Source organism: Streptomyces sp. NPDC047130 (genome assembly GCF_040643475.1).
Lineage (GTDB): Bacteria > Actinomycetota > Actinomycetes > Streptomycetales > Streptomycetaceae > Streptomyces.
This window is the reverse complement of sequence record NZ_JBEYUK010000002.1, coordinates 379,859-393,395: the sequence shown is the minus strand read 5'-3', so window position 1 is coordinate 393,395 and position 13,537 is coordinate 379,859. Positions and strand designations below refer to the sequence as shown.

Below are 13,537 nucleotides of genomic sequence, written 5' to 3'. Positions count from 1 at the left end.
TATACCTTGACCATGGCAGGAGGTGTCCGTACCCTCCGCCCTCCACGACGAACGGTTCGGCCCCCACCCGCGAGCGCGGACGGGGGCCGAACCTCTTCGCGCGTCACTCCACCTCGGCGACCGCCTGGGCGAACTGCGCCTTGTACAGCCGGGCGTAGGCGCCGTCCTCCGCCAGCAGCTTCGCGTGGCGGCCCTGCTCCACGATCGCGCCGTTCTCCATCACCAGGATGGTGTCCGCGTCCCGGATCGTGGAGAGCCGGTGCGCGATCACGAACGAGGTCCGGCCGTGCGCCAGCTTGGCCATCGCCTTCTGGATCAGCACCTCGGTCCGGGTGTCGACGGAACTGGTCGCCTCGTCCAGCACCAGGATCACCGGGTCGGAGAGGAAGGCCCGGGCGATCGTGATCAGCTGCTTCTCGCCCGCGCTCACCCCCGCCCCCTCGCCGTCGATCACCGTGTCGTAGCCGTCCGGCAGGGTGCGGATGAACCGGTCGGCGTGCGCGGCGCGCGCCGCCTCCTCCACGTCGCCGCGGGTCACCTCGCCGGGCGCCCCGTACGCGATGTTCTCCGCGATGGTCCCGCCGAAGAGCCAGGTGTCCTGCAGCACCATGCCGATCGCGGACCGCAGCTCGTCCCGCGACATGGTGGCGACGTCCACGCCGTCCAGCGTGATCCGCCCGCCGGTGACCTCGTAGAACCGCATCAGCAGGTTCACCAGCGTGGTCTTGCCCGCGCCGGTCGGGCCCACGATCGCCACCGTGTGCCCCGGCTCCACCGTCAGCGACAGGTCCTCGATCAGCGGCTTGTCCGGCTCGTAGCGGAACGACACCCGCTCGAACCCGACCCGGCCGCGCAGCTCCTCCGGGCGCACCCCGGGGATCGGGTCGGCGTCCTGCTCCTCGGCGTCCAGCAGCTCGAAGACCCGCTCCGCCGAGGCCACGCCCGACTGCACCAGGTTCGCCATCGACGCCACCTGCGTCAGCGGCATCGAGAACTGCCGCGAGTACTGGACGAACGCCTGCACGTCACCGATGGACAGCGACCCCGACGCCACCCGCAGGCCACCGACCACGGCCACCAGCACGTAGTTCAGGTTGGAGACGAACATCATCAGCGGCTGCATCACACCACTCATGAACTGCGCCTTGAACCCGGCCCGGTACAGCTCCTCGTTGTGCTCGGCGAACCTCGCCGCCGACTCGTCCTGCCGGCCGAACACCTTCACCAGCGAGTGGCCGGTGTACATCTCCTCGATGTGCGCGTTGAGCTGCCCCGTCGTGCGCCACTGGGCCACGAAGTGCGGCTGGGACCGCTTGCCCACCCTGGTCGCCACCACGAACGACAGCGGCACCGTCACCAGCGCGACCAGCGCCAGCAGCCAGGACACCCAGAACATCATCACCAGCACGCCGACGATGGACAGCACCGCGTTCACCAGCTGCCCCATCGACTGCTGCAGCGTCTGCCCCAGGTTGTCGATGTCGTTGGTGGCCCGGCTCAGCACCTCGCCGCGCTGCCGCTTGTCGAAGTACGACAGCGGCAGCCGCGACAGCTTGGTCTGCACGTCCTCGCGCATCCGGAACATCGTCCGGTTGACCGCCCGGTTCACCATCCGGGTGGCCACCGCCATCAGCAGCCCGGCCGCCAGGAACATCCCGAGGGCCAGCAGCAGCACGCCGCCCACCGCCGCGAAGTCGATGCCCTCGCCCGGGGTGAAGTCCACCCCGCCCAGCATGTCCGCGACCCCGTCCTCGCCGCGGGCCCGCATCGACGCGAGGACCTGCTCCTTGGTCGCCCCCGCGGGCATCTCCCGGCCGACGATGCCCGCGAAGACCAGGTCGGTGGCGCGCCCCAGGATCTTCGGCCCGGCCACCGTCAGCCCGACACTCACCACCACCGACGCCAGCATCACCCACAGCGACGCCCGCTCCGGCTTGAACCGCACCAGCAGCCGCCTGGTGGAGCCCTTGAAGTCCATCGACCGGTTGTCCGGGCCCGTCCCGGCCATCATCCGCCCCGCAGGCCCGGCCATCAGGCTGCCTCCGCTTCCGTCAGCTGGGAGAGCACGATCTCCCGGTAGGTCTCGTTGCCGTCCATCAGCTCCGCGTGCCGGCCCACGCCGACCACCCGGCCCTCGTCCAGGACCACGATCCGGTCCGCGTCCCTGATCGTGGACACCCGCTGCGCCACGATCAGCACGGTGGCCCCGGCCGTCTCCCGGATCAGGGCCGACCGCAGCGCCGCGTCCGTGGCGTAGTCGAGCGCCGAGAAGGAGTCGTCGAACAGGTAGATCTCCGGCCGCTGCACCAGCGTCCGGGCGATGGCCAGGCGCTGCCGCTGGCCGCCGGAGACGTTGGAGCCGCCCTGCGCGACCGGGGCGTCCAGGCCGCCCTCCAGCGCGGCCACGAACTCCTTGGCCTGCGCCACCTCCAGCGCGTGCCACAGCTCCTCGTCCGTCGCGTCCGGGTTGCCGTACCGGAGGTTCGTCGCCACCGTGCCGGCGAACAGGTACGGCTTCTGCGGGACCAGCGACACCGTCCTCGCCAGCACCCGGGGGTCGATCTCCCGGACGTCGGTCCCGTCGACCAGGACCTCGCCCTCCGTCGCGTCGAACAGCCGGGGCACCAGGCCCAGCAGCGTCGACTTGCCGGAACCGGTCGAGCCGATCACCGCGGTGACCTCCCCGGGCCGCGCCAGCAGGTCGACCGCCTTGAGCACCGGCTCCTCCGCGCCCGGGTACCGGAACCCGGCCCCGCGCAGCTCCAGCGTGCCGCTCGCCCGCAGCTCGGTCACCCCGGCCTCGGGCGGCACCACGCTGGACTCCGTGTCCAGGACCTCCTGGATCCGCTCGGCGCACACCTCCGCCCGCGGGACCATCATGAACATGAACGTGGCCATCATCACCGACATGACGATCTGCATCAGGTAGGCCAGGAACGCCGTCAGGTCGCCGATGCCCATGCCGCCCGACTCGATGCGGTGCGCGCCGAACCAGAGCACCGCGATCGACGCCAGGTTCACCACCGTCATCACGACCGGGAACATCAGCGCCATCAGGTTGCCGGTCCCGAGCGAGACCTCGGTCAGCTCCTCGTTGGCCTTCCGGAACCGCCGCTGCTCGTACTCGTCCCGCACGAACGCCCGGATCACCCGGTTGCCGGTGATCTGCTCGCGCAGCACCCGGTTCACCTGGTCCAGCCGCTCCTGCATGGTCCGGAACAGCGGCCGCAGCGCGCGGATCAGGAAGGTCAGCGCCACCGCCATCACCGGCAGCACCCCCAGCAGCACGCCGGAGAGCGGCACGTCCAGGCCCAGCGCCATGACCACGCCGCCCACGCCCATGATCGGCGCGGACACCATCAGGGTGAACGTCATCAGCGCCAGCATCTGGATCTGCTGCACGTCGTTGGTGGTCCGGGTGATCAGCGAGGGCGCTCCGAAGCGGCCCAGCTCGCGGGCCGAGAAGGACTGCACCCGGTCGAAGACCGCGGCGCGCAGGTCGCGGCCCAGCGCGGCGGCGGTGCGGGCGCCGAAGTGCACGGCGCCGATGTTGCAGACCACCTGCGCCAGGGAGATCCCCAGCATCAGGGCGCCGAAGGTCAGGATGTAACCGGTGTCGCCCTTCACCACGCCGTCGTCGATGATGTCGGCGTTCAGGGTGGGCAGGTAGAGGGTCGCGCACGTCTGCAGCAGCTGCAGCGCCACGACCAGGGCGATGGGGGTGCGGTAGGGCCGTAGGTGGGTCCTGAGGAGTCGTATGAGCACGCCGATACTTTCGAGAGGCCGACGAAGGGGCGCGGGCACCGCGGGGACGCGGATCCCACGCCGCCTATCGTCGACCACGACAGTGGCGTTACCTCAAGCGATTAAGCCAAGCGCGGGCCAAATCGGGGTCAGGGTTCAGCCGCAGGGGTTCTCCGGGGTCACCCCGGGAACGCCTCCGGGTGGGTCTGCTCGCGGACCGCGACGTACTGCTGCCGGACCGCCTGGCCCACCGGCAGGTCGTCCCCCGGCTCCAGGACCTGCGCCGCGGCGCCCTGCCAGGCCGGAGGCCGGTGCGGCTCCAGCGTGCCGTGCGCGACGCCGAGCGCCCAGGCCGCCTGGCGGGCCGCCCCGATCGCCGCGTAGTCGGCCGGCTGCGGCACCACGACCTGCGTCCCGAACAGCGCCGGGGCGATCGCGCGCACCGCCGGCAGCTCCGCCGCCTCGCCCAGCAGGAAGACCCGGCGCACCGCGACCCCCCGCGCCCGCAGCACGTCCAACGCGTCCGCCAGGGAGCACAGCATCCCCTCGAACGCCGCCCGCGCCAGGTGCTCGGGCCGCATCGACTCGGACCGCAGCCCGGTGAGCGTGCCCGCCGCGTGCGGCAGGTGCGGCGTGCGCTCACCCTCCAGGTAGGGCAGCAGCACCAGTCCGTGCGCGCCCGGCGTCGACTTCAGCGCCAGCTCCGACAGCGCCCGGGGGCCGTCCACGTCCAGCATCCCCGCGGTGGCCCGCAGCACCCGCACCGCGTTGGACGTGGACACCACGGGCAGGTGCATGCCGGTCGCGTCGGCCAGCGACGTCACCGAGCCGCCCGAGTCCCCGACGGCCTCCGGGTGCACGGCCATCACCGAACCGGAGACGCCCAGCGACACCACCGCGTCGCCCACGCCGACCCCGAGGCCGAAGGCCGCCGCCATGGTCTCCCCGGTGCCGGCGGAGATCAGCAGCCCCTCCGGCGTGGTGCCCGCCGCCTCCCAGGGGGCGATCACCTCCGGCAGGGCCGCCGGGTGCCCCAGCGCCATCTCGACCAGGTCGGGGCGCCAGGCGCCGGTGGCGGCCGACCAGTAGCCGGTGCCGGAGGCGCCGCCGCGGTCGGTGGTGCGCCGCGCGGGGCGGCCCAGCAGCTGCCAGACCAGCCAGTCGTGCGCCTGCATCAGGAAGGCCGTGCGGTCGGCGCTCTCCGGCTCGCTCCGGCGCAGCCACCGCAGCTTCGTCACCGGCTGCGCGGCCTGCGGGACGAGGCCCACGGCCCGCGCCCACGCCTCCCGGCCGCCCAGCAGGTCCACCAGGTCGGCGGCCGATGTCTGCGCGCGCCGGTCGCCCCCGGTCAGCGCCGGCCGGACCAGGTTGCCCTGGCCGTCCAGCGGCACCAGGGCGTTGCGCTGCGCGGAGACGCCGATGGCCTGCACCCCCTCCAGCAGGCCGCCGCCGGCGGCCTCGCCCAGGGACCGCAGCCACGCCTGCGGGTCGACGTCCGCCGGACGCCCCCCGCCCCCGGCGGGCTCGACCGGATGCGGAGCGTAGCCCTGCCGCAGCACGGCACCGGTCTCCGCGTCACAGACCACGATGCGAGTCGAATCGGACGAACTGTCCAAGCCGGCGACTATCCCCATGGGGGTGATTGTGCACCACCCGTGACGCTTCCGGACCGGACCGGAGGCCGCCCACGGCGCGGGCCCGCACCGGGGGCGGTGCGGGCCTCGTGCCCGGATCGGGGACGCGGACCGGGTCCGCGACCGCGAGGCGGCTCAGACGGTGCCGGTTCCCCAGTCGTCCGTGCCGTGCTGTCCGTTGGAGCCGGACCGGCTGCCGCGGACGGACTTCACCCGCTGGGAGACCGAGTCGGGCATCTTGTCGCTCACCGTGTGGTAAGCCTTGCCGGCCACCTGGCGGCCCTGCTGGGCCGCGGTCTCCGCGGTGTTGCGCACCGCGGGGTTCTCGGTGATCTGACGGGCCTTGGTCATGATCTGTTCGTAACGCTCCCGCCCGGCTTTCGCGCCGAGCACGTAGCCCAGGGCCACTCCGGACATGAATGTGAGCCGGTAGCGCATGGTCGGCCACCCTTCCTTCGGCTTCGGCAACGGTCACAGGGGATACCGATTGGCGGAGCACCCCCCTGCTTGCGCTAATGTATGTCTCGCAGCGAGCGCGCGCCCCCTGGCGAATACCCGGGTGGGAGCGTTCGATGCAGCGAGGCATTCCTCCGTAGCTCAATTGGCAGAGCAGCCGGCTGTTAACCGGCAGGTTACTGGTTCGAGTCCAGTCGGGGGAGCTTCGGTCCTCCGTAGCTCAATTGGCAGAGCAGCCGGCTGTTAACCGGCAGGTTACTGGTTCGAGTCCAGTCGGGGGAGCACGCTTGAACGAGGGCCCCACCGGGGTCCTTTTTCATGCCCTGCCACGTCCGGCTCCCGCACTCCGCGGTCGGTCGGCAGTTGGTCATGGTCATGCTGTCGACCTAGCTGAGGCAGGAGATCGTATGAGCGGCTATGCTGCGGCAGACGGCGCGCACATATGTGCGCGACGCGCCGTGAAGGGGCGGTAGCTCAGCCGGTTAGAGCAGCGGACTCATAATCCGCCGGCCGTGGGTTCGAGTCCCACCCGCCCCACCACGGACCCCTTCCTCGGCGCCCCCGGGCGCACCTCGGCTCCCTGCCGCCGCGCCCGCGGCGAAGGGAGCCGTCGTCGTGCACGGGCCGCTCGGCCTCGGGTACGGGCCGCTCAGCCCTGGTCGCTCTCGTCGTCCGCCTCGCCCTCCGCCTGGGAGGGGTTGGTGTGCGGCGGATTGACGTGTTCCTCCTCACCCGGTTCGGGGTCGCGCTCGCCCTCCGCCTGGGAAGCCGTCGGGATCGGCTCGTCGCTCATGGGTTCTCCTTACGGGGACGGGGCATGCGGTGACAGGGCCACCGCCTGCGGCTCTCGGGCGGCGGGTACCCGGTACCCGAGCGCCTGACGCGTGGTGGAGGTCTCGCCCGCCGTCCGGGCACGCGGTGCCCGGCCCCGGCCGGCGCCAGGCATACTGGACGGCGCCGGCAACCCACAGGAGGCGGTGTGCACAGCCCGGACAGGACCGCGGCAGGGGCTGCGGTCCCGACGACCGCGGCGCCGTACCTGACGGTCCACCGTCTCCCCGGGGGGAGTGGTGTCCGGCTCGCCGGTGAGGTCGGCCTGGCCACCCACCCCGTCTGGACGGAGGTGCTGGCCGACGCCGTCGCGGCCGGCGGCAGCGCCTATGTACTGGACCTGGCCGAGGTCGGCTTCGTCGACGTGGCGGGGGCCGAGGCGCTCGCCCGTGCCGTGGAACGGCTGGACGCCGACCGCCGACTCGTCCTGCACAACCCGCCGAGGACCCTCAAGCGAGTCCTGGAGATGTACTGGCCCGGCCTGCCGGGGATCGAGGTGCCGACGCCGTGAGTACCGTGACCGAACCGTTCGTGCATCCAGCCCTCTTCTACGCGAACGCCGCCGAGTACCTGGCCGGCACCGTGTCGTTCGTGCGTGAGGGGCTGGAGCGGGGCGAGCCGGTGGCCGTCGCCGTTCCCTCGTACAACCTGGAGCTGATCCGCGCCGAGCTGGGCGAGGACGGCTCGCGGGTGCGCTTCCTCGACATGCAGAAGGCGGGACGCAACCCCGGGCGGATCATCCCCGGCGTGCTGCGGGCCTTCGCCGACTCCCACCCGGCCGCCGGGAGGGTCCGGCTGATCGGCGAGCCGATCTGGGCGGGCCGCTCGGAGACCGAGTACCCGGCCTGCGCCCAGCACGAGGCGCTGATCAACCACGCCTTCACCGGCCGCGAGGTCAGCATCCTCTGCCCGTACGACACCACCCGGCTCGACGAGCGGTCGCTGGCCGACGCCTACGTCACCCACCCCGTGGTGATCGACGGCGGCGGACGGCAGAGCGACAGCCCGGCCTACGACCCGGACGGCCTCGTCGCGCGGTACAACCAGCCCCTGCCCGAGGCGCCCTGCGGGATCCGCCTGAGCTTCGACTACGACGCCGAGTCGCTGCCGACGGCCCGGCACCGCAGCGTCGCCGAGGCCGCGCAGACCGGACTCGCCGCCGACCGGCTGGACGACTTCGCGCTGATCGTGGCCGAGCTCACCACCAACAGCGTCGTCCACGGCGGCGGCCGGGGCACCGTGCGGCTGTGGTCCGAGGACGGACACCTGGTGTGCGAGGTCCGCGACGCCGGGCAGCTGACCGACCCGCTGGCCGGGCGCCGTCCGGCCGGCCGCGACCAGATCGGCGGGCGGGGCCTGCTCACCGTCAACCTGCTGGCCGACCTGGTGCGCGTGCACACCGGCGGCTACGGCACCACCATCCGCGCCTACCTGGCGCTCTGATCCGCCGGAGCCGGAGCCGGAGCCGGAGCCGGAGCCGGAGCCGGAGCCGAAGCCGGAGCCGAGGCCCGGGCCCGGAGCCGCGGCCGCGGGCGGGAGGCCCGGGCGCGGCGGTCAGCCGGCCAGCGGGTCGAGCACCAGCGGCTCGATCTTGCCGTCCAGCATGGCGCCGAGGCCCTGCACCGCGCAGACGTCGGGGCGCTCGGCGATGTGGACGGGCATCCCGGTGGCCTGCCGCAGCATCTGGTCGAACCCCGGCAGCAGCGCCGTGCCGCCGACCATCATGATGCCGCGGTCGGCGAGGTCCGCCACCAGGTCGGGCGGGCAGTCGCGGAGCACCTTGCCGATGCCGTCCAGGACGGCGGTCAGCGGCGTCTGGATGGCGTTGCGCACGGCGGCGGTGTCCACCCGGACCGACCGGGCCAGGCCCGTCGCCACGTCACGGCCGTGGATCTCCGTGGTGGCCGGGCCGTGCGGGGTGAGGCCGTTGCCGGACAGGGCGAGCTGCAGCGGGCGCACCGACTGGCTCGGCAGCATCAGCTCGTGCTCGTGCCGCAGGTGCTGGACGATCGCGTTGTCCACGGCCTCGCCGCCGACCGGGATCCGCTCCGCCGTCACGATCGACCCCAGCGACAGCACCGCCACCTGCGTGGCCGCCGCCCCGCACACCATGATCATGGTGGCCTCGGCCCGCTCCACCGGCAGACCGCAGCCCACGGCGGCCGCGATCAGCGTGTCCACCAGCTCGACCCGGCGGGCCCCCAGACCCACCAGCGTCTCCACGGTGGCCCGCCGGGCCAGCGGGTCGGCGTCGTGCGGGGTGCAGGCCGCCGCCCGCAGCCGCGGCTTGCGCCGCAGCAGGCGCCGGGTCTTCTCGCCGATCAGGTGCCGCAGCATCCGCTGCGCCATCTCGATGTCGACCACCGTGCCGCCGGAGACCGGGCGGACCGTCTTGATGTAGGAGGGCGTGCGGCCGGTCATCTTCTCGGCGAACTCGCCGACGGCGATCAGCGCGCCCGTCCGGGTGTTCACGGCGGCGACCGAGGGCTGGTCGACGACCAGCCCGGCGCCCTTGACGTAGACGCGGGTCCGCGCGGCGCCGAGGTCCACGGCGAAGTGGCAGCGGCGCAACTGCTCCAGATTGGCGGTCACGAGTGGATCCTCCCGAATGCGGTGGACGACGCCCGGCCGGCGCCCCTCTTCCCGCATCCTGCGACCGGCCGGGACGGCGCGCCCGCCGGAGCAGCCCGGCCGGGTGCGGCCCGGACGGGTGGCCGTGCCCCGGCCGGCGGCCGAAGGGGCGGCGCGGGACCCCGGACGGCCCCCAGCGGGAGGCGGGTTAGCGTCACGGCGCATTCCCGCCCCCCGGTCGTGACCCGACGGTGACCTGGCCTGCGAAGAATCGTCGGCGAGCGCCCGTCACCTCCCGGCGGCCGCTGGACGAAGAGAGGGTAGATGAGCCCCCATTCCGAACGCCTCCCTGCCGAACGCCCCCCTGCCGCACGCCCCCGCAGCCCCCGCCGCGCCGCCGGCCTGGTCTCCGCCTGCCTCGCCTGCGCGCTGCTGACCCCGGTCGCCCCCGCCGGAGCCGCCCCGGCCGCGCCCTCCCCGCAGACGCCGGCGCGGAAGGCCGACGCCTCGCACACCGTCACCCTCGTGACGGGCCACCAGGTCACCGTCACCGAACTGGGCGGCGGCCGAAGAACCGTCGACGTCCAGGCCCCCGCGGGCGTCACCGGCGCCGTGCGCACCGACGTCGTGAACGGCGACGTCGTGGTCGTCCCCGAGGAGGCCGAGCCGCTCCTGCGGGACGGCACCCTGGACCGGCGGCTCTTCGACGTCACCGGGCTGATCGAGTAGGGCCTGGCCGACGCCAGGACCGACGAGCTCCCGCTGATCGTCACCTACGGCAAGGGGGCCCGGACCACCACCCCCGAGGCCGCCGACCGCGAACGGTCGCTGCCCAGCGTCCGGGGCGCCGCCGTCACCGCCGAGAAGGGCCGCGAGTTCTGGCACGCCGTCACCCGCCAGGCGGGTGTGCGGGGCGTCTGGCTGGACGGGCGGGTCGAGGCCACCATGGCCGAGAGCAACGCCCAGATCGGCACCGGCGCCGCCTGGGAGGCCGGGCTGACCGGCAAGGGCGTCACGGTCGCCGTGCTCGACACCGGCGTCGACGCCTCCCACCCCGACCTGAAGGGACGCGTCGCGCAGTCCCGCAGCTTCATCGAGGGGGAGGAGGTCGCCGACCGCGACGGCCACGGCACCCACGTCGCCTCCACCGTCGGCGGCAGCGGCGCCGCCTCCGGCGGCAAGGAGAAGGGCGTCGCCCCCGACGCGACCCTGGCCGTCGGCAAGGTCCTCGACGACTCCGGCTCCGGCACCGAGTCGCAGATCATCGCCGGCATGGAGTGGGCCGCCCGGGACGTCGACGCCAAGATCGTCTCCATGAGCCTCGGCTCCCCGGAGCCCAGCGACGGCACCGACCCGATGGCCCAGGCCGTCAACACCCTCTCCCGCGAGACCGGCGCGCTCTTCGTGATCGCGGCCGGCAACACCGGCAGCCCCTCGTCCATCGGCTCGCCCGGCGCCGCCGACGCCGCGCTGACCGTCGCCGCCGTCGACGCCGAGGACGCGCCCGCGTACTTCACCAGCGCGGGCCCCCGGTTCGGCGACAACGCCCTCAAGCCCGACCTGGCCGCGCCCGGCGTCGGCATCCTCGCCGCCCGCTCCACCCTCTCCGAGGGCTCCGGCGACTACGTCGCCATGAGCGGCACCTCCATGGCCACCCCGCACATATCCGGCGTGGCCGCGCTGCTGGCCCAGCAGCACCCGGACTGGACGGGCGAGCAGCTCAAGAACGCCCTGATGTCCACCTCGAAGCGGCTGGACACCTCCGTGTACACCCTCGGCTCCGGCCGGGTCCGCGTCCCCGAGGCGCTGTCGGCCTCGGTGACCGCGACCGGCAGCGTGGACCTCGGCTTCCACAGCTGGCCCTACGAGGAGAACACCCCGCGGACCAGGACCGTCACGTACACCAACTCCGGCGACCGCGCGGTCGAGCTGGAGCTGTCCCTGGAGGGCGGGGAGGGCGTCGCCACCCTCGCCGACACCACGCTGACCGTGCCCGCCAACGGCACCGCCTCCACCACCGTGACCGGTGACGGCACCGACGCGCCGGTGGGCAACACCAGCGGGCACGTCGTCGCCTCGGTGGCCGGCGAGCCCGTCGCCCACACCGCGTTCGGCCTGGTCAAGGAGGAGGAGCGCTACACCCTGACGGTCCACGTCAAGGACCGTGAGGGCAAGCCGGCGAACGCCGGCCTGGCGGTGCAGAAGCTGGCCGCCGGGAGCTGGGCGCAGCCCGCCTCCACCGGCGACGACGGGACGGTCGAACTGCGGCTGCCCCCGGGCACCTACAGCGTCGACACCTTCCTCGACGTCACCGGCGCCCACGGCCGCGACTCGCTGGGCCTCGGCCTGCTGGTGGAGCCCGAGGTCGTGCTCGACCGCGACCGGGAGATCACCCTCGACGGCACCGAGCTGCGCGAGATCGACGCGAAGGTCGACGACCGCACCGAGACCCGGCAGCTGCTCATGGAGTACGCCCGCGAGGCCAACGGCTTCTCGGCGGTCGCGGCGCTGCAGATCCCGCTCGCCTACGACACGATCTACGCCGCCCCGACCCGCAAGGTCACGGACGGCACGTTCGAGTACCGCACCCGGTGGCGGCTCGGCAAGCCGCTGCTGCAGGTGCGCGGGCTCGACGAGGCGCTGCCCCAGGCCGGAGCGCCCCTCCTCGACGGCGACCTGCGCCTGCGGCTGGCCGACGTGGGCACCGGTCCGGTCACCGCGAACGCCAAGGGCAAGGCCGTCCTGGCCACCGTCGGCGAGGACACCGACCTGACCGCCCTGGCCCGTGCCGCGCACGAGGCCGGCGCGAAGTTCCTCTTCGTCACCGACGACCAGCGGGGCAGGCTCAGCCGCTGGGCCGGCGACCTGGTCACCGGCGCCGAGGCGCCGCTGCCCGTCGCCTCGCTGAACGCCGCCGACGCCGAACGGCTCCGCAGGAGCGGCACCGTCAAGGCCGAGGGCACGCCGAACACCCCGTTCGTCTACGACCTGACCGAGGGCCACCCGGGCGCCATCCCGGACCGCAGCCTGGTGTACGCCCCCGACCGCGACGACCTCGGCAGGGTGGACGTGGCGTTCCACGCGACCCGGCCGAGCGACGCCGGCAGCGAGTTCCGCTACTCGATCACCGACACCTTCCCCGTCGGCGTCGGCTTCCGCGAGCGGGTCTCCTTCCCGCACCGCCGCACCGACCACGTCACCGTCGAGAAGGGCCTGACCTGGCACGAGGTGACCACGATGAACGACGGGGCGATGGAGCAGCGTTCCGGTCTGGTCACCTACCGGGCGGGCGACCGCCACGACCTGAACTGGTTCCGCCCCGTCTGGCACCCCTGGATGGGCGAGGGCCTCGGCTGGGGCCAGACCCGCACCGGCGACTCGCTGGCCTTCAACGTCCCCGGCTGGGGCGACTCCGGCCCCGACCACACCGGCTTCGGCGACGTCTGGGCCGACGGCACCGGCATGACGCAGGTCACCGAGGTGTACGCGGAGGACGGCACGCGGCTGGCCCGCGGCCAGGGCAGCGGCCTCAACGTGTGGGAGGCGCCCGCCGAGGAGCAGACCTACCGGCTGGTCACCGACACCGCCCTCGACCCGGAGAAGTGGGACCTGTCCGCCAAGGGCCACGGTGAGTGGACCTTCCGCTCCGGAGCGACGGACGGCACCGTCACGCTGCCGCTGCTCAACCTGGGCTTCCACGTCACCACCGACCTGTCCGGCGACATCCGGGCGGGGCAGCGGGTGCCGATCGCCATCAGCGGCGAGTACGTCAGCGGCGCGAGCGGGACCGGGAAGCTGCGGTCCGGCAAGCTGGAGGTGTCCTACGACGACGGCGCCACCTGGCGGAAGGTGGACCTGCGCCGCGAGGGCGACGCCTGGCGCGGCACCCTCTCCGCGCCGCGCGGCACGGACCACGTCTCGCTGCGGGCCGAGGTCCGCGACGACAAGGACGGGTCGGTCCGCCAGGAGATCGTCCGCGCCATCGGCGTGAGGTGACCCTGACGGATGCCCGTGCGCGGACCCTGACGGGTCCCGCGTAGAACGACGACGGCGGCGCCGCCTCCCTGGGACGGGGAGACGGCGCCGCCCGGCGTTGCGCTACCGGCGGCTCACCGCCAGGGCGGTCGGGTCAGACCAGCCAGCCCAGGAAGTGGGCGATGCAGGCGAGCGCGTCGGTGATGACGTTCATGGGAACTACTCCTCGGGACATGAATCTCTTGCTGGGACATGCGCCGACCGCCGGTCTGCAGCCCGTCTCCGTCGGCACACAGTGAGCATTCCGTCCCGGAGAGTTGACGTGC

9 protein-coding genes, 3 tRNA genes and 1 pseudogene are annotated in these 13,537 nt (G+C 73.3%); 6 read left to right on the top strand and 7 right to left on the bottom strand.

Annotation, left to right across the window (positions count from 1 at the left end):
- Positions 1–103: 103 nt before the first annotated feature.
- From ABZ836_RS04320 to ABZ836_RS04305, 4 genes are all read right to left on the bottom strand, one after another.
- The gene (locus tag ABZ836_RS04320) at positions 104–2,032 is read right to left on the bottom strand and encodes an ABC transporter ATP-binding protein (protein WP_361139090.1); all 1,929 of its coding nucleotides are present in this window, start codon (positions 2,030–2,032) and stop codon (positions 104–106) included.
- Positions 2,032–3,765 (bottom strand): ABC transporter ATP-binding protein, encoded by a 1,734-nt coding sequence (locus tag ABZ836_RS04315; protein WP_356131318.1) that lies wholly within the window; start codon positions 3,763–3,765, stop codon positions 2,032–2,034. Before ABZ836_RS04315 ends, ABZ836_RS04320 begins: the two co-directional genes overlap by 1 nt.
- Before the next feature lie 158 nt (positions 3,766–3,923).
- Positions 3,924–5,378 carry an FGGY family carbohydrate kinase gene (locus tag ABZ836_RS04310; RefSeq protein ID WP_361139086.1) on the bottom strand — a complete coding sequence of 485 codons (1,455 nt, stop codon included), beginning with the start codon at positions 5,376–5,378 and terminating at the stop codon, positions 3,924–3,926.
- Positions 5,379–5,513: 135 nt separating this feature from the next.
- Entirely contained in the window at positions 5,514–5,816 is a 303-nt protein-coding gene (locus ABZ836_RS04305) for a YtxH domain-containing protein (protein WP_356131315.1), read from the bottom strand.
- Positions 5,817–5,964: 148 nt separating this feature from the next.
- Between ABZ836_RS04305 and ABZ836_RS04300 the strand changes: the two genes are divergently transcribed.
- From ABZ836_RS04300 to ABZ836_RS04290, 3 genes are all read left to right on the top strand, one after another.
- Positions 5,965–6,037 (top strand) — tRNA-Asn (locus tag ABZ836_RS04300).
- Positions 6,038–6,043: 6 nt separating this feature from the next.
- A tRNA-Asn gene (locus tag ABZ836_RS04295) sits at positions 6,044–6,116 on the top strand.
- 181 nt (positions 6,117–6,297) lie between these two features.
- Positions 6,298–6,374, top strand: a tRNA-Ile gene (locus ABZ836_RS04290).
- Positions 6,375–6,483: 109 nt separating this feature from the next.
- On the opposite strand, the gene ABZ836_RS04285 is transcribed toward ABZ836_RS04290, so the two are convergent.
- Positions 6,484–6,627, bottom strand: a complete 144-nt coding sequence (locus ABZ836_RS04285) for a hypothetical protein (protein WP_356131313.1) — start codon at positions 6,625–6,627, stop codon at positions 6,484–6,486.
- A 186-nt stretch (positions 6,628–6,813) separates the two neighbouring features.
- Here ABZ836_RS04285 and ABZ836_RS04280 point away from each other — a divergent pair, with 186 nt between their 5' ends.
- Both ABZ836_RS04280 and ABZ836_RS04275 read left to right on the top strand, forming a co-directional pair.
- Entirely contained in the window at positions 6,814–7,176 is a 363-nt protein-coding gene (locus tag ABZ836_RS04280; protein ID WP_356131311.1) for an STAS domain-containing protein, read from the top strand.
- On the top strand, positions 7,173–8,108 hold the full coding sequence (locus ABZ836_RS04275; RefSeq protein ID WP_356131309.1) for an anti-sigma factor RsbA family regulatory protein: 936 nt from the start codon (positions 7,173–7,175) through the stop codon (positions 8,106–8,108). The genes ABZ836_RS04280 and ABZ836_RS04275 overlap by 4 nt, the downstream gene beginning before the upstream one ends.
- Positions 8,109–8,219: 111 nt before the next feature.
- Here ABZ836_RS04275 and ABZ836_RS04270 read toward each other — a convergent pair whose 3' ends face one another.
- Positions 8,220–9,257 (bottom strand): rod shape-determining protein, encoded by a 1,038-nt coding sequence (locus tag ABZ836_RS04270; RefSeq protein WP_361139080.1) that lies wholly within the window; start codon positions 9,255–9,257, stop codon positions 8,220–8,222.
- 303 nt (positions 9,258–9,560) lie between these two features.
- Between ABZ836_RS04270 and ABZ836_RS04265 the strand changes: the two are divergent.
- Positions 9,561–13,232: pseudogene (locus tag ABZ836_RS04265) on the top strand (S8 family serine peptidase).
- 133 nt (positions 13,233–13,365) lie between these two features.
- On the opposite strand, the gene ABZ836_RS04260 reads toward ABZ836_RS04265, so the two are convergent.
- Positions 13,366–13,503 carry a hypothetical protein gene (locus tag ABZ836_RS04260; protein WP_356131303.1) on the bottom strand — a complete coding sequence of 46 codons (138 nt, stop codon included), beginning with the start codon at positions 13,501–13,503 and terminating at the stop codon, positions 13,366–13,368.
- Positions 13,504–13,537: the final 34 nt, after the last annotated feature.